The sequence below is a fragment of the Helicobacter salomonis genome (genome assembly GCF_900197775.1).
In the GTDB taxonomy this organism is placed as follows: domain Bacteria; phylum Campylobacterota; class Campylobacteria; order Campylobacterales; family Helicobacteraceae; genus Helicobacter; species Helicobacter salomonis.
Genome location: NZ_FZMA01000004.1, coordinates 1 through 18,209 on the forward strand (window position 1 = coordinate 1; position 18,209 = coordinate 18,209).

The 18,209-nt window shown below is 47.1% G+C and carries 21 protein-coding genes; 2 read left to right on the plus strand and 19 right to left on the minus strand.

All coding sequences use genetic code 11. The features are described from left to right. From C6H04_RS00975 to C6H04_RS01010, 8 genes are all read right to left on the minus strand, one after another. A partial coding sequence (locus C6H04_RS00975) for a MotE family protein (RefSeq protein ID WP_233711805.1) occupies positions 1 to 590 on the minus strand: 590 nt, incomplete at its 3' end. Then, positions 583 to 1,011 (minus strand): flagellar FliJ family protein, encoded by a 429-nt coding sequence (locus tag C6H04_RS00980; protein WP_104695590.1) that lies wholly within the window; start codon positions 1,009 to 1,011, stop codon positions 583 to 585. The genes C6H04_RS00980 and C6H04_RS00975, both read right to left, overlap by 8 nt. Next, the gene (locus tag C6H04_RS00985; RefSeq protein WP_199767065.1) at positions 1,008 to 2,213 is read right to left on the minus strand and encodes an adenylosuccinate synthase; all 1,206 of its coding nucleotides are present in this window, start codon (positions 2,211 to 2,213) and stop codon (positions 1,008 to 1,010) included. The genes C6H04_RS00980 and C6H04_RS00985 overlap by 4 nt, the downstream gene beginning before the upstream one ends. A gap of 14 nt (positions 2,214 to 2,227) precedes the next feature. Beyond that, positions 2,228 to 3,163, minus strand: coding sequence for a ribose-phosphate pyrophosphokinase (locus C6H04_RS00990; protein ID WP_104695592.1), 936 nt, complete (start codon positions 3,161 to 3,163; stop codon positions 2,228 to 2,230). Positions 3,164 to 3,174: 11 nt separating this feature from the next. Beyond that, positions 3,175 to 3,666: an HIT family protein gene (locus tag C6H04_RS00995; RefSeq protein WP_104732083.1), complete on the minus strand. Its 492-nt coding sequence runs from the start codon at positions 3,664 to 3,666 to the stop codon at positions 3,175 to 3,177. 9 nt (positions 3,667 to 3,675) lie between these two features. Further along, positions 3,676 to 5,148 carry a Mur ligase family protein gene (locus tag C6H04_RS01000; RefSeq protein WP_104695594.1) on the minus strand — a complete coding sequence of 491 codons (1,473 nt, stop codon included), beginning with the start codon at positions 5,146 to 5,148 and terminating at the stop codon, positions 3,676 to 3,678. Between the two features lie 2 nt (positions 5,149 to 5,150). Beyond that, on the minus strand, positions 5,151 to 5,888 hold the full coding sequence (gene estV / locus C6H04_RS01005; protein WP_104732084.1) for an EstV family lipase: 738 nt from the start codon (positions 5,886 to 5,888) through the stop codon (positions 5,151 to 5,153). Further along, complete coding sequence (locus C6H04_RS01010; RefSeq protein WP_104732085.1) at positions 5,888 to 6,922, minus strand: D-alanine--D-alanine ligase; 1,035 nt, start codon at positions 6,920 to 6,922, stop codon at positions 5,888 to 5,890. Before C6H04_RS01010 ends, estV begins: the two co-directional genes overlap by 1 nt. 142 nt (positions 6,923 to 7,064) lie before the next feature. On the opposite strand from C6H04_RS01010, the gene prmC reads away from it, so the two are divergent. After that, positions 7,065 to 7,898: a peptide chain release factor N(5)-glutamine methyltransferase gene (gene prmC, locus C6H04_RS01015; RefSeq protein ID WP_104695642.1), complete on the plus strand. Its 834-nt coding sequence runs from the start codon at positions 7,065 to 7,067 to the stop codon at positions 7,896 to 7,898. Here the strand turns inward: prmC and nspC are convergent. From nspC to C6H04_RS01065, 10 genes are read right to left on the minus strand one after another with little or no spacing between them, the layout of a single operon-like run. Next, positions 7,895 to 9,100: a carboxynorspermidine decarboxylase gene (nspC, locus tag C6H04_RS01020; protein WP_104732086.1), complete on the minus strand. Its 1,206-nt coding sequence runs from the start codon at positions 9,098 to 9,100 to the stop codon at positions 7,895 to 7,897. The two genes, prmC and nspC, sit on opposite strands and share 4 nt — an antisense overlap. After that, positions 9,100 to 10,071 (minus strand): chemotaxis protein, encoded by a 972-nt coding sequence (locus C6H04_RS01025; RefSeq protein WP_104732087.1) that lies wholly within the window; start codon positions 10,069 to 10,071, stop codon positions 9,100 to 9,102. Before C6H04_RS01025 ends, nspC begins: the two co-directional genes overlap by 1 nt. Positions 10,072 to 10,109: 38 nt before the next feature. After that, positions 10,110 to 11,210, minus strand: coding sequence for a redox-regulated ATPase YchF (ychF, locus tag C6H04_RS01030; protein WP_104732088.1), 1,101 nt, complete (start codon positions 11,208 to 11,210; stop codon positions 10,110 to 10,112). Beyond that, the gene (locus C6H04_RS01035) at positions 11,210 to 12,688 is read right to left on the minus strand and encodes a leucyl aminopeptidase (RefSeq protein WP_104732089.1); all 1,479 of its coding nucleotides are present in this window, start codon (positions 12,686 to 12,688) and stop codon (positions 11,210 to 11,212) included. Before C6H04_RS01035 ends, ychF begins: the two co-directional genes overlap by 1 nt. Continuing rightward, complete coding sequence (locus tag C6H04_RS01040; protein WP_104695601.1) at positions 12,688 to 13,314, minus strand: DedA family protein; 627 nt, start codon at positions 13,312 to 13,314, stop codon at positions 12,688 to 12,690. Before C6H04_RS01040 ends, C6H04_RS01035 begins: the two co-directional genes overlap by 1 nt. A gap of 19 nt (positions 13,315 to 13,333) precedes the next feature. After that, positions 13,334 to 13,882, minus strand: a complete 549-nt coding sequence (gene apt, locus C6H04_RS01045) for an adenine phosphoribosyltransferase (protein WP_104732090.1) — start codon at positions 13,880 to 13,882, stop codon at positions 13,334 to 13,336. Between the two features lie 8 nt (positions 13,883 to 13,890). Then, positions 13,891 to 14,223: a hypothetical protein gene (locus C6H04_RS01050; protein ID WP_104695603.1), complete on the minus strand. Its 333-nt coding sequence runs from the start codon at positions 14,221 to 14,223 to the stop codon at positions 13,891 to 13,893. Then, positions 14,217 to 14,651 carry a ribose 5-phosphate isomerase B gene (gene rpiB / locus C6H04_RS01055; RefSeq protein ID WP_104695604.1) on the minus strand — a complete coding sequence of 145 codons (435 nt, stop codon included), beginning with the start codon at positions 14,649 to 14,651 and terminating at the stop codon, positions 14,217 to 14,219. Before rpiB ends, C6H04_RS01050 begins: the two co-directional genes overlap by 7 nt. Further along, positions 14,652 to 15,506, minus strand: coding sequence for a signal peptidase I (lepB, locus tag C6H04_RS01060; protein ID WP_104695605.1), 855 nt, complete (start codon positions 15,504 to 15,506; stop codon positions 14,652 to 14,654). Next, positions 15,500 to 16,351 (minus strand): bifunctional 5,10-methylenetetrahydrofolate dehydrogenase/5,10-methenyltetrahydrofolate cyclohydrolase, encoded by an 852-nt coding sequence (locus tag C6H04_RS01065; protein ID WP_104732091.1) that lies wholly within the window; start codon positions 16,349 to 16,351, stop codon positions 15,500 to 15,502. Before C6H04_RS01065 ends, lepB begins: the two co-directional genes overlap by 7 nt. Positions 16,352 to 16,453: 102 nt before the next feature. Here C6H04_RS01065 and C6H04_RS01070 point away from each other — a divergent pair, with 102 nt between their 5' ends. Beyond that, entirely contained in the window at positions 16,454 to 16,771 is a 318-nt protein-coding gene (locus tag C6H04_RS01070) for a c-type cytochrome (RefSeq protein ID WP_104695643.1), read from the plus strand. On the opposite strand, the gene thiC is transcribed toward C6H04_RS01070, so the two are convergent. Then, positions 16,768 to 18,117: a phosphomethylpyrimidine synthase ThiC gene (gene thiC, locus C6H04_RS01075; protein WP_104695607.1), complete on the minus strand. Its 1,350-nt coding sequence runs from the start codon at positions 18,115 to 18,117 to the stop codon at positions 16,768 to 16,770. The two genes, C6H04_RS01070 and thiC, sit on opposite strands and share 4 nt — an antisense overlap. Between the last annotated feature and the right edge of the window lie 92 nt (positions 18,118 to 18,209).

Sequence of the window (18,209 nt, forward strand, 5' to 3'; positions counted from 1 at the left end):
GGTTTGGGGGGGTCTTTAAAGGGCGGACCTTTTTGGAGCATTTCTGTTAGCGTGGCGGCTTTAGCGGGGTCCATTTTGGCTAAAATTTTACCCATGTCCTTGGCTTCTAGGGTTGAGAGAATTTGGGCTGCTTGAGCGGGGGATAGGTCTTGTAAAATGGGCGCAGCCTTGGAGTCTTTCATTTTAGCATAGGTGCTGGCCAATTTGCTCTGGCTAGCCGCTTTGATTTCCTTGAGCAATTTTTCATTTTTAGCGATCAAGGCTTTGAGCTTTTTTTCGTTTTCCTCCTGCGTTTTTTTAAGGTTTGCCTCTTTATCTTCAAATTCTTTAAGTTTAATCCCTAGGGCTTTTTCGCGTTCCACCACTTTAGCGCTGCGTTGATCAAGCAGGCTTTGGGTTTGGTTTTGGAGAGTTTGGAGTGTGAGGGCACGCTCTTGGAGGGCCTGCAGTTGGCGATCGATCTCGGCTTTACGGGATTCAAAAATCGCGTTGCACTGCAAGAATTGCTGGGCGGGAGTTTCTTTTACTTGGGCGGGAGTTTCTTTTGCCAAGAGAAATGCGCCCATAAACCACACACACCATCTAAACATGCGCTCCCCTTTGGTTTTGGATAAATACACTCGCGCCAATGGCATCCATCTCTTTATGCTCTAGTTTTTTCAAGCGTGCTAACTCTTTTTGGGTCTGTAAAGTCTCTAAATAAAGAATTTTCTCATACTCCATGCTAGCCTCTTTGTAAGCTTCTTGCAAACGCGCCCCCTTTTGCTCTAGCTCGGCGATTGCGATCTGTGTCTGCGTGAGCGCGTAGCGGTAATTATGTTTCAGAGCGTTGAGCTGGGTAAAGCCATGCATACCTCCTTGGGCAGGCACGCTTAAGTCGCATAATTGTGCATTTAGGGCATGCAGTTCCTGCTCTTTATGCGCGATCTGAGCGCGGTTGTTGGCGATGTCAATTTGGGCGCGCTGCATGGCTTGGCGTTTGATTTTGAGCAGGGCTTTAAATTGGCTCATCGTAAAATCATTTTCTCTCGCTTGGGACTGGTGGAGATCGCACTGATTCTCACACCCACAAGCTCTTCTAGGGCGTTGACATAAATTTGTGCTGCTTGGGGCAAGTCCTGAAAATGGCATGCATCTGCGCTGCGTGTCCAGCCTGCAAAGCGTTTATAAAGGGGTTTGACTCCTTCTAGGGAGTGGGGCATGTGGCTGATAGTTTGCCCCTCTTTTTCATAACCCACACAGACTAGAATTTCTTCCAAGCCATCTAAGACATCTAGTTTCATCAAAACTAATTCTGTGCATCCATTGAGGCGACAGGCATAGCGCACTGCGACAGCATCAAAATACCCACAACGGCGCGCACGCTGGGTAGTCGTGCCAAATTCATGCCCTTTTTCACGCAACCACTCTCCCACAGCTCCTTTTTCTTCGCTAGGAAAAGGGCCATTGCCTACGCGCGTGCAATAGGCTTTAGCCACTCCAATGATCTTGTCAATGTCTTTCACGCTCAAACCACTCCCACTACACGCCCCCGCGCTAATCGTGGTAGAGCTAGTAACAAAGGGATAAGTGCCAAAATCAATGTCAAGCATACTCCCCTGTGCTCCCTCTAGTAAAATGCGCTTACCCTCTTGCACTCCCTCCCAGAGCATGCGCGTTGTGTCAGCGATGTAGGGGATAATAGTAGGCGCATAGGTGTGCAGATAATTTTCTAGCATCGAAGTGTCGTGTAAATGGGCGAGGGTAGCGATTTTCTCTTGTAAAATCTTAGGCTGGAGTAAATCCCCCATGCGCAAACCCACACGCCCAATTTTATCCTGATAGGCTGGCCCGATGCCCTTGCGTGTCGTGCCAATCGCGCTTTGGGCTTCTTGGCGACTCTCTAACATTTGGTGGTAGGGCAAAATCAAATGAGCGCGCTCGCTCACGAATAATCTGCCTTGTAGGTTGTCAAAGGGGGCAATTTCTTGAACTAACGCGTCCAAAGCAATCACCACGCCACTTCCAATGACATTCTTGCACTGAGGGTAGAGCACACCTGAGGGGATGAGGTGCAGGGCATAAGTACGTCCTTTAGCCACGATGGTGTGCCCTGCATTGTGCCCCCCTTGAAAACGCACCACAAAATCGTAGTCTTGTGCCAAGCGGTCTACTAACTTACCCTTGCCCTCATCGCCCCACTGTACCCCTACAACCACATCAGCCATCTTGATCCTTAACTTCTAAATTAGACAAAGAGCGATTGCACGCTTTCATTATGGTAAACACGGCGAATCACCTCTGCAAACAGGGGTGCAACGCTCAAAATCGTGATTTTTGGGTGAGGACCTTTGAGCGGAATCGAGTTACTCACCACCACCTCATCAAGATCACTCTCCTTAATGCGTTTGAGGGCATTGCCACTCAACACCGCATGCGTGCCCAACGCCATCACAGAGTGCGCACCTTTTGCCTTGAGCATACTAGCGGCCTTACAAATAGTTCCAGCTGTATCGATCATATCATCTACCAAAATCACATCGCGCCCCTTCACTTCCCCAATGATATTCATCACTTCTGATTCATTAGCTCTTTCACGCCGTTTATCCACGATAACCAAATCCATGCCAATTTGGCTAGCAAAATAACGCGCGCGCGCTACGCCCCCAATATCAGGGCTAGCCACCACGGGGTTCTTAAAATCCTTAGAACAAATATAATCTCTAAAAACAATCGATCCGTAAAGATTATCCACAGGAATGTTAAAAAAGCCCTGGATTTGCCCGGCATGCAAGTCCATAGTGATCACGCGATCGATGCACACGCTCTGCATCAAATCGGCCACCAGTTTGGCGCTAATAGGCACTCTGGGGGCGGCTTTGCGATCCTGTCTGGCATACCCAAAATAAGGCACAACGGCGGTGATGGAGTTGGCCGAAGAGCGGCGCAACGCATCTACCATGACCAAGAGCTCCATGAGATTATCGTTCACGGGTGCGCATGTGGGCTGCACAATGTAGACATCTCGGCCTCGCACCGATTCGCTGATTTGCACATTGATCTCTCCATCACTAAAACGCCCCAAGATGGCTTTAGAGAGCCCGACACTGAGATGTTTGGCAACTTCCTTACCAAAGCTAGGGTGTGCACTCCCGCAAAAAATCTTAAAGCTCCGTGTTCGCATACACATTCCTTTCATGGGGTGAAATAGGTTTTTCCCTTTTCCTGGAGTTCTTGATAGATCGCTTCAAAGTCCACACCATAAACGCGGGTATCGCCAATCACGCTGATAAAATTCGTGTCCTTATAAAAACGGGGCACTAAATGCCCGTGCAAGTGCGCGCTGATGCCCGCCCCCCCCGCATCCTTAAGATTAAAACCTAGATTGATGCCATCTGCCCCAAAAGCATAGAGTAATTGCACACCCTCATACATGCGCTTTTGTAAATGTTGCCAATCTTCCAAGCTCAAAAGTTCTGGGCTATCCACATGTTGGTGAGGGATCACCATGAAATGCCCTGGATTGTAAGGGTAGCGATTCATCACCACAAACACGCGCGCATCGCGATGCAGGACATGGTTACTTTTGTCTAAATGGGCCGTCTGACTGATGGCGCAAAACACACAACCCTGTGTGTGTGTGCCTTGTAGATAGGAGCTTCTCCATGGCGCGTAGAGTCGGTGCATGGTTGTCCTTTAAATATAATTGGGCGCGTCGTTGGCAAATAAAATAAGGTCTTGTGCCAGCGTAACGCTTTGGAGGGTTTGTTCTAATTGTGCCTTATCTTTTAAGAAAATCTTTTGAGGTTTGTGGATAGCTTGACCCAACACTTGAATGTTGAGCTCCCCAGTAATGATGGCGATGTCAAAGACCTTGTCGATCGCCTCGCCTAGCGTGGTATTAGACGCTTCATCGCTTTCTACCAGGCCTGGGGTTACAATCACCTTACGCCCTGGATAAAGACTACACAAACGCACCCCCTCTAGCATTCCCTTCAGATTGCCATTAAAACCATCGTCAATGATGATTTTGTTATGGGTATGCAGGACATGCAGGCGATGGGGGACGGGATTGAGTTTAGCAACTAAGCGTTGTAATTGTGCAATGGGGATACCAAAGTGAAAACCAACCATGACGGCCAAACTGATATTTTCCACATTAAAAACCCCTAAAATTTTGCTCTCAAAGGGAACCCATTTTTGATCTAAAAAGAGCTCAAAACGCGTGCCCTCCAAAGTGGCTTCCACCTGCCTAGTTTGGCCTGGATAGAAAGTAATTTTATCTTGATGTGCGGATAAAAAAGGTTCCAAAGCTTGACTCTTATAACAAAACGCCTGCTCTAAGCGCGCCGAATCGAGCAACTCGGCCTTGGTCTGGGCTACATTCTCCAAGGTCTTGAAATATTCAATATGCTGTTTACCCACTTCGGTGATGATGGCATAATGGGGTTGTAAAAATGTGGTGATTGCCTTGATATCTCCGGGTTGGCGCGCGCCCGCCTCCGCAATGTAGAGTGTGGCATTTTCTCCTAGATTTTGGTTAATATCACGACTCAAGCCCAGCAAGGTGTTCACACTTCCCGAGGCGCTGTAGGCAATGTATTTCCCCTGGAGGATCTGTTGTAGATAGCTTTTGACACTGGTTTTTCCAAAACTCCCCGTGATGGCGATGATTTTCAGATCAGACATACGCGTGAGCTTGTCTTGAGCCAAACGCACATACCCCTGTGCGCAACTTTTTTCAAAACCCCAAGAAGCCCCATGCACCAAGCACATCAGCACGACATAACGCCAAAAAGGCATTTCCCCCAAAAAATGTGCTACTAGCATGTCCAAAAGCAAAAAGAATAATAAGAGTGCGAAGAAACGCAACACGCGCGGAGTGAAAACGAGTCTTTTATCCAAATTCACAGCCCACAAGACCAGCCACGGAATCTGTATACCAATAACATAGAGAGCAAAAAACATCTTGATATGATTCAAATGGCTTACATGAGTCATAACAAAGATAGCTAGGGGCAACAATACATGGTAAAAATGCCAACGCCTTTTATGGTGTTTGGTAAGCACCCGTGCAAAGCTGTAGTGATACCATTGTAACAAAGTCATCAGGTAATAATTCAACCCTATAATAAACACCCATACTGCCCCTAACTCTAATGTCCCCATGATCACCCCTGCTTGGCCATGTATGGCGCGCTAAAATATTCCAAACAATGCTGCTGTACCAGGGCCCCCTGTTTTAAAAAAAAGTAATGATCTCCGGGCATAATGACCAAGCGGTTGTTAGGAATTAAGGTTGCAATCTGCTGCCCCGCTTTCAGAGGAGTTGTGTGGTCTTGTTCTCCCCATAAAATCAAAGTGTTCTTGGTGCAGGCGCTAAAATGTGCCCTAAAGTCCTCTTGAATGGTGTATTTAAAAGTTTCATACATGGCTGGATTTAAGCCTTGTGCGTCTGCACTTCTCAGCGTGCGATTGCTCACCCCTAATGCACGCAAACCTTTGGCCAATCGAATCTTTAGACGGGTTTTAAAAGACTTAGGCAACACAATCCCCGCGCTACTGAGCAAAACTAAGTCCTGACTGTAGCATAAAGTGGCGACCTTGCCCCCAAAACTATGCCCCACCATTAAATCTGGGACAATGCCTAAGGATTGGAAAAAAGCGTCGATGATGTGGGCGTAATCCTGTGGAGTGAGAAAAGTCTGGTTGGGGCTTTTACCAAAGCCGGGCAAATCGAGGTAAAAGTGCTGGTAATCTGTAAAATGGGTCTTAAAGGCGTGCTGCATTAATTCCTTAGAGCTCCCCCAACCGTGCAAAAACACCACGCTCTTAGGCGCGCTTTTATTATGCAGATCATAGGCAATCTCAAAATCGTGCCCTTGATATACTATCTTGCGTCTGGCCATCACTTGTTTTTTTGAATTTGGTTGATGTAGTGGTAGGTGATGGGAATGGGGGGGCTCTTGGGCAAGAGGACATTCTCGAGCACATCGTTAAAATTCTCAAAGAGATAGTGCGCTAAACTTCCCGGAATAGGGTTAATTTCGTTTAAAAAGATTTGATCGTCTATCACAAAAAAATCACAACGGATAATTGCCCCCACGAAAAAAGGTTCGTAAATGCGCTGGAAAAGTGCGCGCATTTGCGCTTCGAGCTGTGTGCTGATCTGTGCCTTAGCCACTTTCTGGGTGCGCCCAAAATCTAAATACTTTTCCTCAAATCCCAATAGCTCCTTCTTTTGGGGTTCCTCCACAATGGAAAAGATGTAACTGCCCCCCTCAACCATACAACCTGCCAAATTGTATTCTTTAATGCCCGCCTTGAAAGGCTCTATAATCACCTGATTATCAAATTCAAAGACCTCATCTAAAATGTATTCAATATCCTTAGACTCTTTGATCACGCCAATCCCAATTGAACTCCCCAAGCGACTGGGCTTGACAATGAGAGGCAACTCCAAAGTCTTGAGCGCATCACTTTGGTGTTTGTCCAGGAAGACATAGGGTAATACCTTGATTCCCCTCTCTTGGGCAAAAACCTTGGTGAGGTATTTGCTGTAACTGAGAATGCAGCCCTCCACTCTAGGCCCGATGAAAGGGATTTCAAAAAAATCCAACAGAGAGGCGAGTTTTCCATCCTCCCCATCGCCTCCGTGTATGAGATTGATGAGGGTAGAAAATGCCACCTGCTTACCCCCTAACAGACCTTGGGTGTAGAAACCATGGGGTTTTAAGAAGAGCTCAGGGCATTTGCGGTACTGACCGCTAGCAAAAAAACGAGAACGCATCTCCTTAGCCGGAATCAAGTAGAAGCGATGTGTCCCATCCAAGAAGATAAAATGCCCAATCTCTGCGCCCAAAACCTCCTTAAGCGCGATTGCACTGACGATACTAATTTCGTGTTCGTAGCTCTGCCCCCCGAACAAGACCCCATAAACCACAGACATCCTTTTGATCACGATAAGACAATCGCGCCCATTATAGCCAAATCCCTCTAAAGATTGCCTACAAATGCGCTAGCATTCTAAAGGTTTTTTAGGATAGAATGCGCCTTTGCAAACCTTAATTTTAAGTTGTGATTCTATGCAAACTAATATCTCCAAGGCGCTCTATGAAGCAAAAAAATTTCTCAAAGACAAGGGTGTGCGCACTGCGCTTGAATCGGAGCTGCTCTTAGCCCACCTGCTGGGTGTGGATCGGGTGTATCTGCATATACACGCGCAAGAGGAGCTTGATGATTTCGCTATGGAGCGCTTTATGCGCATGATCAAAGCCAGAGCCAGAGGCAAACCCATCGAATACATCACCCATGAGGTGAGCTTTTATAGTCGCCTTTTTTTTGTGGACGAGCGTGTCTTGATTCCTAGACCAGAGACGGAACTCTTGGTCCATCAGGCTTCTGAACTTATCCAAGAGTATGGCATTAAAAATGTGATCGATGTAGGAACAGGGAGCGGAGTGGTGGGCGTTAGCCTAGCTCTACAACATCCAAAAATTAGTGTAGTGGGCACGGATATTTCTATGGAAGCACTAGAAGTAGCCAGTATCAATATCACCACCTTCAGCCTGCAGGCGCGTGTTTCCCTAATGCACACCTCGCTCATCCAAGGTTTAGAGATTCCTGCACGCACTTTGGTAGTGAGCAACCCCCCCTACATTCCCCTAGACTATCCCTTAGACGATTCTGTGAGTTACGAACCTGAAATCGCACTCTATGGGGGTGAGGAAGGCGATGAAATTCTCAAAGCTCTCATCGATGAGGCTGCGAGCAAGCGGGTGAAATTCCTCGTCTGCGAAATGGGTGCGGATCAAAGGGCCTCGTTGAGCGAACATCTCGAGTTGAGAGGCTACCGCGGAACTTTCTATGTTGACTATGCCAAACTCGATCGCGGGTTTGTAGCCACACTCAGGAACTAATTGCGTTCCTTATAGTGCATGTACTCAAAGCTTTTGAGTAATGTGAACTTGTCATGGGCTAGCATCCCTAGGGCGGGCAGGGCAATACCGTTGAAAGTGTTATTTTTGACGATCGTGTAATGCAACATGTCTTTAAAGACAATTCGATCGCCCGCTTTCAAGGGGGTTTCAAAACAATAAGGGCCGATGAAATCCCCAGCTAGACAGCTTGCTCCCCCTAAAAAGTAGCTAAATGCCCCTATCTCACATGCCTCCTCTATGCTGCCATCTTTAGCTACCTTGAACAGATCTGGCTTATAGGGCATTTCCAAACAATCGGGCATGTGATTGGTGATGCTCACATCCAAGATCGCAATCTGTGCCCCATTGTGCACAATATCCACCACACTAGAGAGCAAAAAGCCGCTCTGCCAGCCTACTGCTTCTCCGGGTTCACAAAAAATCTCTTTGAGATTGGGATAATCTGCTTTGAGTGCTTGCACCGCTGATATCAAGACCTCTAGGGCATAACCCTCCTTAGTGATATGCTGCCCTCCGCCCATGTTCAGCCATTCCATCTGTACTAGAGTTGCACCAAAATGACGGCAGACATGCTCCAAGGTTTCTTGCAAAGCAGGCGCGTCCTGTTCACAATGGGTGTGGAAGTGCAATCCACTCACTCCCTCTAAACCATAGTGTGCCATACCCTCCACGAAGGCCTGAGGGGTGATACCCAAACGGCTATGGGGTGCGCAAGGGTTATAGATTATGGGTTGTACACGGCTGTGGAGAGGATTAATGCGCAGACCCATTTTAATGGGAGAAAGCCCCAATTTTTCTAGCTTCTTGTTTTTAGCGAACACCAAATCTTTATAGGTGTGGTATTGGGCAAAAGAATTAAAGATGATATGAGTTGCAATGGGCAAAATCTGCGCAATATCGCCGGGTTTAAAAGCAGGACTAAAGACACAGATTTCTTTGCCACTCTCTCTGGAGCCAAATTCTTCATAGGCTAGTAAAGCTTCATACACGCCACTTGCGCAACAACCATGCAAACTTGCACGCACCCACTCAAAACTCCGCCAGAAGGCAAAGCCCTTGAGTGCGAGTAAAATTTTGATGCCTGCTTCTCTCTGTGTTCGCTCCAAAATGCTTAAATTGTGCTGCAATTTCGCCAGTTCAAGCACATAACAGGGTGAGGGAATCGCGTGGTAATCTAACATTAAAGACTTTTAACAGGCAAGAATTGCTTAATAATGCGCTCAACATCTAAAGGATTGGATTTAGAAATGAAATCATCAGCATGCAGGGAGCGCGCCATTTCTTCATTGCTACTCCCACTCATCGAAGAATTCACAACAATGGGAATCTTTGCTGTCGTCGAGTCTGACTTCACACGCCTAATCACTTCAAATCCACTCGCTTCTGGCATCTCTAAATCCGTGATGATGAGTCCAATATCCCCAACGATCGTGTCTTTATCAAAGAGATAGTTTAAAAGCTGCTGCCCATTGATAAAATCGATGTGCTTGATGCCCAATTTGTCTAAAATCACCTGCATGGTCTTGACTACGCTGGGGGAATCGTCGGCAAATAAAACCACTTTATCGCTGTAGAGTTGTGAAAGTCTACTCAACTCTTCATGGCTCTCCTCCTCAATCCAAGGGAAGACATCGGTGAGCATCTTTTCAATGTCCACCACCTGCACCAGCCGCCCATCAAAATAACGGGTGCGACTCACTAACTTGGAATTACCCGTATTGCCTCCCACGCCCGCACTCTGCTCGATCTCTGTCCATTTCTTATTGAGAATACGATCGGCCTCATAGATTCGCACCCCAATGGTCCAGCGTGAAAACTCGCAAATCATAATAATATCGTTTTCATCGGGGCTTTTCTCGATTCTAAAGGGGCGCAGGTCTTTCTGCTTATTATTACTATCGTAGTAAAACCACTTCTTCATGTCAATGAGGGGAATTGTCAACTCCCTGATGATAATGAGCCCTTCGACCAGTGAGTTAGGTTCATGACTAATCATGGTCAAACTTCCATTGTATTTCACTACCTCGCGGATTTTAAAGACATTCACGGCATAAAGGTCTTTATTCTTGCCCAATCTAAAGCACAAGAGTTGCAACTCATTATTGCGGTGTAAATTAGTAACTTGATCGATATGGGCGAGGTTATTGGCCATAAACTCTCCTTAAACAGAATAAACGCATTATAGCATGGCTATACATTGAACCTAAAATGCATCACATCCCCATCTTGCACAATGTAATCCTTGCCCTCAATGCGCAACGCACCCTTTTCCTTGGCTCCTTGTTCTCCCCCGTAGGCGATAAAATCTTTGTAGGCAATGGTTTCAGCGCGGATAAAACCTTTTTCAAAGTCCTTGTGAATCACCCCTGCAGCTGTTGGTGCCTTAGACCCTTTGGCAATGGTCCAGGCGCGCACCTCCTTGACCCCAGCCGTGAAATAGCTCATCAGCCCTAGCGCATCAAAACCCAGGCGGATAATCTGATCCAACCCGCTCTGCTCCACGCCCAAACTCTGCAAAAACTCCTGTGCCTCCAGTTCCTCCATGCTCACAAGCTCTTCTTCAAGTTTGGCACACAGCCCCACAAAGCCCGTCTTCCTCGCTTTGGCTAGTTCCTGCACGCTTAAGGCATGCGCATTCAACGCACTCACATGCGCCTCATTTACATTGGCCACATAGATCATCGTCTTGGCACTTAAAAAACGCAGCTCTTGGTCGAGTTCTAAAAAAGTGGGGTGATCCTTTTGTGCGAATGCACTCGCGGGCCTTAATTCATTTAAATGCGCTAAAAGCGCGCGCGCAAGCTCCAACTGTGCCCCTGCCTCTTTAGAATTCTTAGCGAGCTTCTCTAGGCGTTCTAAGCGTTTTTGCAAAGACTGGATGTCGGCTAGAATGAGTTCGATTTCAATAGTTTCAATGTCCGCTAAAGGGTTGATCACAGAGTTGACATGCACCACATCGCTATCTTCAAAACAGCGCACCACATGCAAGATCACGGCGCATTCACGCACATGCGCTAAAAACTGATTTCCCAAGCCCTCACCCTGAGAAGCCCCCTTGATGAGCCCAGCGATGTCTACAAACTCTACGCTTGAGTGTTGGACACGCTCAGGCTTGACAATGCGCGCTAATTCACCCAAGCGCGCATCGGGCACATCTACAAGGGCTTTATTGGGATCGATGGTGCAGAAAGGGTAGTTAGCGCTTTGGGCTTGGGCACTGCGGGTGAGCGCGTTGAATAAACTCGATTTGCCCACATTGGGCAGACCTACGATTCCAATGGAGAGTCCCACTATTTTAAACTCTCTAACACAAATTCCACGCACATACGCACACCCGCTCCACTAGCACCCGGGGTATTCACATCCCAATCTTTTTCAATGTAAGCAGGTCCAGCGATGTCGATGTGCAACCATTTGTCTTTGTATTCCTCGCGGATAAACTCGTTTAAGAAGAGTCCTGCAGTCACCGCACCCCCATAGCGCACGGGAGTGATATTGGCAATATCTGCCATTTTGGAGTCTAGGAGTTTGCGCAAGTGGCGGTTAAAGGGCAATTTGGCGACCAATTCCCCACTTTTGAGCGCAGCGTGCTCAAATTGGCTTTTGAGTTCTTCATTATTGCCCATAATTCCACTAGTGTAAGAACCCAAGCCCACCACGCAAGCCCCCGTGAGAGTCGCAAAATCCACGAGAACATCGGGTTCTAAATCTTGGGCGAAGCTCAGACAATCGGCCAACACCAAGCGCCCTTCTGCATCAGTGTTGCGCACTTCAATTGTTTTGCCCTCTTTGGATCGCAAAATATCATCGGGACGGTAAGCATCTCCAGCGATCATGTTCTCAGCCAAACCTAACACAGCGTGCACTTCCGCTTCTACCTTTAGGTGGGCTAGAGCATTGATCGTGGCTAGCACTGCACACGCCCCGCCCTTGTCCGCTTTCATGGTGATCATGTATTCCGCGGTTTTAATACTTAACCCGCCACAATCATAGGTCAGGCCCTTGCCTACTAAAACAATCTTTTTCTTAGCATTCTTAGGCTTGTAGACCACATGCACGAGTTGAGGGGGGTTAGCAGAGGCGCGATTCACCGCTAAATAGGCGTTCATGCCCTTTTCTTTCAGATAATCCTCCCCGTGCACGAAACACTCTAGCCCGTTTTTCTCAGCTAAATCTTGGGCTTTTTTAGCGATGTAGGGTGCGCTGGCCACATCGGGGGGGGTGTTGACCAAATCGCGCGCTAAGTTCACATGTTCGACTAAAACATGGGCTTTGTGCAGGAGCTTTTCTAAATTGTGCTCTAGGGTTTTGACTTCGTGTTTAAACTCATGGGCTTCCCCTAAGGCTAATACGACTTCTTTCAAATGCACGGTCTCTTTTTTGCTCTTATACACTTCGTAATTGTAGAGCCCAAATTGCAATCCTGTAAAGATTGCTAACATGGTTTGCCCTAGGGGACATTCACCCCCATTGGTGTGCTTAGCCGCGTAGAGCCCTACTTTTACACTCTTAAAATGGTATTTTTTCAGCGTTTTAGTGGCTAAACACGCCGCCTCTCTAAAGAGATGCACATCATTGTGCGCCACTCCCACATACAACCTTTTATGGGCCTGATCTAAAAACACCCCCTCACCCTCGTAGTGGAAAGTTTCTAAAACTTCCTTATGATATACCCATGGGTGGTTGAGGTCTTTCTCCACCACAAACACAACGGCTACATCGGCTTTAGCCTGCTCAAAAGACGCATGGTCTAACTTAAACTGCAACATTACGATCCTTTCTTGAGTTTTAAGCCTTTTTGGACTCTTTGAATTTTTTTATCAATTTTCTTAGTGTGGGCTTGGAAATACCAGATGACAAACCCCAGCACGCAGACTAATAGTAATATAACAAGGTAGGGATAACGCTTAAGCACTTCGAGCACTTGGAAAATCTGCTCTCCAAAAAACCATGCCAACACAATCGTGATCGAAGCCCACACAAAAGCACTCAGTAGATTGATAATAGCAAATTTCAGTGCGCTATAACGCGTCAGCCCGATACTGATAGGAATGATGGTGCGCATGCCATACATGTAGCGTTGGATAAAGATCACAAACCAACCATATTTTTGCAAGAGCAAATGCGCTAGGGCGAGCTTACGCCGCTGTTTTTCTAACTTTTTATTGATGTAAGCTTTACTGGTGCGTCCGATGTAAAAATAGATCTGATCCCCAGTAAAACCTCCCAAGCCAGCGACTAAGATCGCCCATAAAAGATGCATATGCCCAGAATAGCATGCAATACCAGCCAAGATCAAGCCAATTTCGCCCTCCAAAATACTCCAAAAAAAGAGAATCAAATAACCCCAAGTGGGCGCATATTGGTTCCACAGCTCTATAATATAAGCTTCCATCAATGCCCACTTTGAAGATTTAGCATGGATACTCCAGAACGCTAAATGTATTGACTTTTTCTGCCATCTTATCTAAACCCCCTAACTCCTGCAAATTGATCAGAAAACATGCTTCCAAACACTTCGCTTGTAATCTCGCTAAAAGCTCTAAGCTGGCTAGGGCCGTGCCCCCTGTTGCGATTAAATCATCTATCAGCAAGACATGCGCGTCTTTGATCTCTCGAAATGCGTCTGTGTGCATCTCTACACTATCGCTACCATATTCGAGTTGATATTGTGCGCTAATTGTTTTAAAAGGCAATTTGCCTTTTTTGCGTATGGGCACAAAGCCCACCCCCAATGCATAAGCAAGTGCTGCACCCAAGATAAAGCCCCGCGCTTCAATACCCACCACAAAATCAATGCTGTGATGCTGGTAGCGCAGTTTTAAGGTGTCTATTAATCTGGAAAAGAGCACGGGATGGTTGATGAGCGGGGTGATATCTCTGAATAGAATACCACTCCTAGGATAGTCCTTGACTTCTCTAATAGTCTCTTGGAGTTGGGCTTTGAGTTTTTGAGTAAACATCGATCTCCTTACAATAACGCTTCAATTTTTTGTTCTAGCTCACGAATACGAGCTTTGTATTGATCGGTTTCGAGGCGGTATTGGGCGTTGCGCTGCTTGAGCACCTTGACTTCATCCTTGAGCGCATTCATTTCATGGGTCAAGATATCAATATTTCCTAGAGATCGTTGGAGCTGCAATTGGTGTTTTTGAATCAACACCTCCGCCTCCTGCAAGGTGAGCTTCATAGATGCAGCGTATTTTTCTTGTCGTTTAGCCACTGAGCGGTAGAAAAACGCACGAATAGCCATATAGGTAACAAACAACACAATGAGGGTGATGATCATCCATTGGGCTAGCATAGGCGGATGTCCTCTAATTTAGCGATTCGGCGCACATGCCGCCCTCCCTCAAATGCCGTGTGTAAAAACGCATGTAAAATGCTCTGCGCCACTCCAAAGCCAACCACATTCTGACCCAAGCAGAGCACATTAGCATCATTATGCAAGCGCGCCATTTTTGCCATGTAAGCATCCGTACACAGCGCCGCTCGTATGCGAGGTATTTTATTGCATGCGATGCTCATGCCAATCCCACTTCCACACACTAGAACCCCTACAGCTTCTTCGTGCAAATCCCGGGCAAGTTGCTGGGCAATATCGGGGTAATCTACTTGAGTGCCCCTGGGGGGTTTGTATATCTTAAGCCGTGCCTCTTCTTCTTTCAGAAGTCTCTCTAAAAACTCTGCTAAATCTAACCCTGCATGATCACAACCTAGTAACACTTCCATTCACTTCCCTTTAGCCGCCAACGCCTCTAAGCCCTGCAAACTCTTGAACATGCGCTTCCAACGCACTTTAAAGATTTCCTTAGGGCTATGCATGTCCTGGCTATTGGTTAAGTTAATACTAAAGTAGACAAACCATGGCGTGCCCACAATATGGCTATAGGACACACTTCCCCAAAAGCGTGAATCGCTGCTATCGTCCCGATTATCCCCGATCATGAAGAAGTGATCGGGCTTAACTTTGGTATAAAATACTACCTCATCACCCAAGTCCATCTCCTGCATGCTCACGGACATGCCCTTAGCACCAAATTGATGGTGGTAGAGAGCTCGCATGACCTGAAAAGTCTGATTGTTTCGGGCGTAAAAAATTCCTTTGTGCTCTGAAGCATAGGGAGCAAAGACAAAATCCCTCCCTAAAAACTGCTTAATTTTATGGTGAGGAAAGCGCTTAGTAATATAGGTGGGATCACTCTCACTCTCAAAAGGGCGCAGGTAAAAGCCGTCCTGATTGAAAATGACCTCATCACCCCCTACCGCAAAAAGGCGTTTGACATAGTAACCCTTATCTTGAGGGGGGATAAAGACCACCACCTCGCCCCGATTGGGGCGCTTCCCCTCTATCAAATGCCCATTTCCCTTAAAATCTGGCAAGAGCGGGATATCTAGCCATGGAAGTCTGGGGATACTGATTCCATAGGCAAACTTCTTTACAAAGAGCATATCCCCCTCATAGAGAGTCCCCACCATCGAACGCGAGGGGATAATGAAAGCTTGTGCGACGAAGAAGATCGCCAAAAGCACCAAGATAATTGTCCCCACCCAACTAGACGCAAAACGCGATAAGGTTTTTAGCATGAACGCTCCAACAAGCTAGATTGAGCAGCTAAAAGCGTGTTCTGCAAGAGGGCGCTAATGGTCATAGGCCCTACTCCGCCGGGTACAGGGGTAATGTAGCTGACTTTGTGGTGCACCGCTTCAAAATCCACATCGCCTACAACCTTATCCCCCTGCTTGCTAATCCCAATGTCCACCACCACTGCCCCCTCTTTGAGTAAATCTGGACCGATGAGTCCGGGTTTACCTACACCCACACACACAATATCTGCCTTTTGGGTGTACATGCGCAAATCCTTCGTGAGAATATGACATACACTCACGCTAGCCCCTGCATTGAGCATCAAGGAAGCTAGGGGCTTGCCAATAATATTGCTTGCCCCCACAATGACCACATCCTGTCCCCTAATGGGAACTTGATAATGTTCCAAAAGCTGCATGACCCCCATCGCTGTAGCCGGCAAAAAGCCCCTGAGCAGACTATCTGAATAAACCCGTCCCACATTGAGCGGGTGAAAACCATCTACATCCTTACTAGGATCGATGGCCTCCAAAATTTCGCGCGTATCCATGTGTGCGGGCAGAGGGAGTTGGACCAAAATTCCATGCACCTGCGAATCGTGGTTGAGTGTGCGCAAGATCTCTAAAAGTTCACTCTGCGGCGTAGACTCCCCTAGGCGCTGAATCTGACAGGTAATCCCCACCCGTGCACATGCCCTAGCTTTCATCTGCACATAAAGCTGGCTGGCTGGATTATCTCCCACCAACACCACCGCCAAAACAGGTGCCATGCCCAGGCGTGCCACCTCCTCTTGCAAAGTTTCCTCTTTGTGTTTTGCTAAGGCCTGCCCATTCAGTAAGACCATGTCCATCCTAAGAAATTTTTGCGCTATTATAGTCAAAATTCTCTGAAAGGGGCTGGTATGCGTCGAGCGATGATTGCATGGCTATGTTTAGGCGGATTTGGCATGGGTGCGCAGAACACACCCAAAAACAAAGACAACAGCTTCATCACCATTTTGGAGTATGGTAAAGAGCTATATAAGAACCCTAGAGACATCAGCTGTGTAAAATGCCACGGCTTATTAGGGGAGGAGCGAGTAATTACCCGCTATGTCCATCACAACAAAGAACGCATCTTCAGCGCCCCCCCCATCTACAACCTGAGCTTTGAGCGCTTCAAAAGTGCCCTAGAGCGGGGACGATCCATCATGCCTAAATACAACCTCACTCCTGATGAGATCAAGGCAATCTATTACTACATCACCTCCTCGCACAAGAACTAAGCTCCCTGCGCATCTTTATTATAGCGCTTGAACACTTCTTGACTCACCTTATAGCTGCAAAACTTGGGTCCGCACATGGAGCAAAATTCTGCTTCTTTAAATACTTCTTGAGGTAGAGCTTCATCGTGGTATTCACGCGCACGCTCTGGGTCAAGGGCGAGCTCAAACTGCTTGTTCCACTCGAAAGCGTAGCGCGCATCGCTCATCAAGTCATCGCGCACGCGTGCGTTTATCCGACCTCGTGCGATGTCGGCAGCATGGGCGGCGATTTTGTAGGCTAGAATCCCCTCTCTAACATCTTTGGCATTGGGCAAGCCTAGATGCTCTTTGGGCGTAACATAACAGAGCATTGCTACTCCTTTCCACGCGGCTACACATGCCCCAATCGCACTAGCGATATGATCGTAGCCAGCAGCAATGTCGGTAACCAAAGGTCCTAGCACATAAAAGGGAGCTTGGTTACAAAACTCCTGTTGGAGCTTGACATTGCGTTCGATCTGATTCAAGGGCACATGTCCAGGACCCTCAATCATCACCTGCACATCTTTTTTATAAGCGCGTTGTGCCAACTCACCCAATACTTTCAACTCGGCAAATTGGGCGGTGTCGCTCGCATCGGCTAAACAACCCGGGCGTAGCGAATCCCCCAAACTCAAACTCACATCGTATTGCTGACAAATGGCAAGAATATCATCAAAGGCATCATAAAAGGGGTTTTGTTTGTGATAATGCATCATCCAAGAGGCCATTAAACTCCCCCCTCGACTCACAATGCCCATTTTGCGCTTGCTCACAAAGGGCATGTGCTCAAGTAAAAACCCGCAGTGGATGGTAAAATAACTCACCCCCTGCTTAGCTTGTTTTTCTAATACCCCTAACATCGTGTCGATGTCTAGTTTCATCACATCGTTGTTCACATCGTGCAAAATTTGATACATCGGCACGGTGCCGATAGGCACACTGGAGGCATTGATAATCTCTTGGCGAATCGTATCTAAATCCCCCCCGGTGGAGAGATCCATCACCGTGTCTGCTCCGTATTTGATAGCCACTTGGAGTTTTTGTACTTCTTCATCCACCGAGTGGATGATGGCAGAACTGCCAATATTGGCGTTAATCTTAGTTTTTAACGCGATTCCAATGCCCATGGGCTCTAAATTTTGGTGTTGGATATTCGCCGGAATGATCAAACGCCCGCGTGCCACTTCAGAGCGTACCAATTCCGGACTAACTTCCTCCACATTGGCAATATAAGCCATCTCTTCGGTGATCACGCCCTTTTTAGCGTAGTGCAACTGGGTTTTAATGGGATCGTTGGCGCGTTTGGCGCAGTACTCACGACTCATGCTACTCCTTTATAGAAAAGTTCTCTAAGACTAGCACACTTTTGTATGCTATCTCTTAAGTGTTCCTATTGGTAGTATCTCTTAGAAAGGAT

Excerpts from the sequence above, each read along its gene's own strand:
- C6H04_RS00980 (WP_104695590.1), bottom strand. The coding sequence starts at position 1,011 with ATGAGCCAATTTAAAGCCCTGCTCAAAATCAAACGCCAAGCCATGCAG.
- C6H04_RS00990 (WP_104695592.1), bottom strand. The coding sequence starts at position 3,163 with ATGCGAACACGGAGCTTTAAGATTTTTTGCGGGAGTGCACACCCTAGC.
- C6H04_RS00995 (WP_104732083.1), bottom strand. The coding sequence starts at position 3,666 with ATGCACCGACTCTACGCGCCATGGAGAAGCTCCTATCTACAAGGCACA.
- C6H04_RS01000 (WP_104695594.1), bottom strand. The coding sequence starts at position 5,148 with ATGGGGACATTAGAGTTAGGGGCAGTATGGGTGTTTATTATAGGGTTG.
- estV (WP_104732084.1), bottom strand. The coding sequence starts at position 5,888 with ATGGCCAGACGCAAGATAGTATATCAAGGGCACGATTTTGAGATTGCC.
- prmC (WP_104695642.1), top strand. The coding sequence starts at position 7,065 with ATGCAAACTAATATCTCCAAGGCGCTCTATGAAGCAAAAAAATTTCTC.
- nspC (WP_104732086.1), bottom strand. The coding sequence starts at position 9,100 with ATGTTAGATTACCACGCGATTCCCTCACCCTGTTATGTGCTTGAACTG.
- C6H04_RS01025 (WP_104732087.1), bottom strand. The coding sequence starts at position 10,071 with ATGGCCAATAACCTCGCCCATATCGATCAAGTTACTAATTTACACCGC.
- C6H04_RS01035 (WP_104732089.1), bottom strand. The coding sequence starts at position 12,688 with ATGTTGCAGTTTAAGTTAGACCATGCGTCTTTTGAGCAGGCTAAAGCC.
- C6H04_RS01040 (WP_104695601.1), bottom strand. The coding sequence starts at position 13,314 with ATGGAAGCTTATATTATAGAGCTGTGGAACCAATATGCGCCCACTTGG.
- apt (WP_104732090.1), bottom strand. The coding sequence starts at position 13,882 with ATGTTTACTCAAAAACTCAAAGCCCAACTCCAAGAGACTATTAGAGAA.
- C6H04_RS01050 (WP_104695603.1), bottom strand. The coding sequence starts at position 14,223 with ATGCTAGCCCAATGGATGATCATCACCCTCATTGTGTTGTTTGTTACC.
- rpiB (WP_104695604.1), bottom strand. The coding sequence starts at position 14,651 with ATGGAAGTGTTACTAGGTTGTGATCATGCAGGGTTAGATTTAGCAGAG.
- lepB (WP_104695605.1), bottom strand. The coding sequence starts at position 15,506 with ATGCTAAAAACCTTATCGCGTTTTGCGTCTAGTTGGGTGGGGACAATT.
- C6H04_RS01065 (WP_104732091.1), bottom strand. The coding sequence starts at position 16,351 with ATGGTCTTACTGAATGGGCAGGCCTTAGCAAAACACAAAGAGGAAACT.
- C6H04_RS01070 (WP_104695643.1), top strand. The coding sequence starts at position 16,454 with ATGGGTGCGCAGAACACACCCAAAAACAAAGACAACAGCTTCATCACC.
- thiC (WP_104695607.1), bottom strand. The coding sequence starts at position 18,117 with ATGAGTCGTGAGTACTGCGCCAAACGCGCCAACGATCCCATTAAAACC.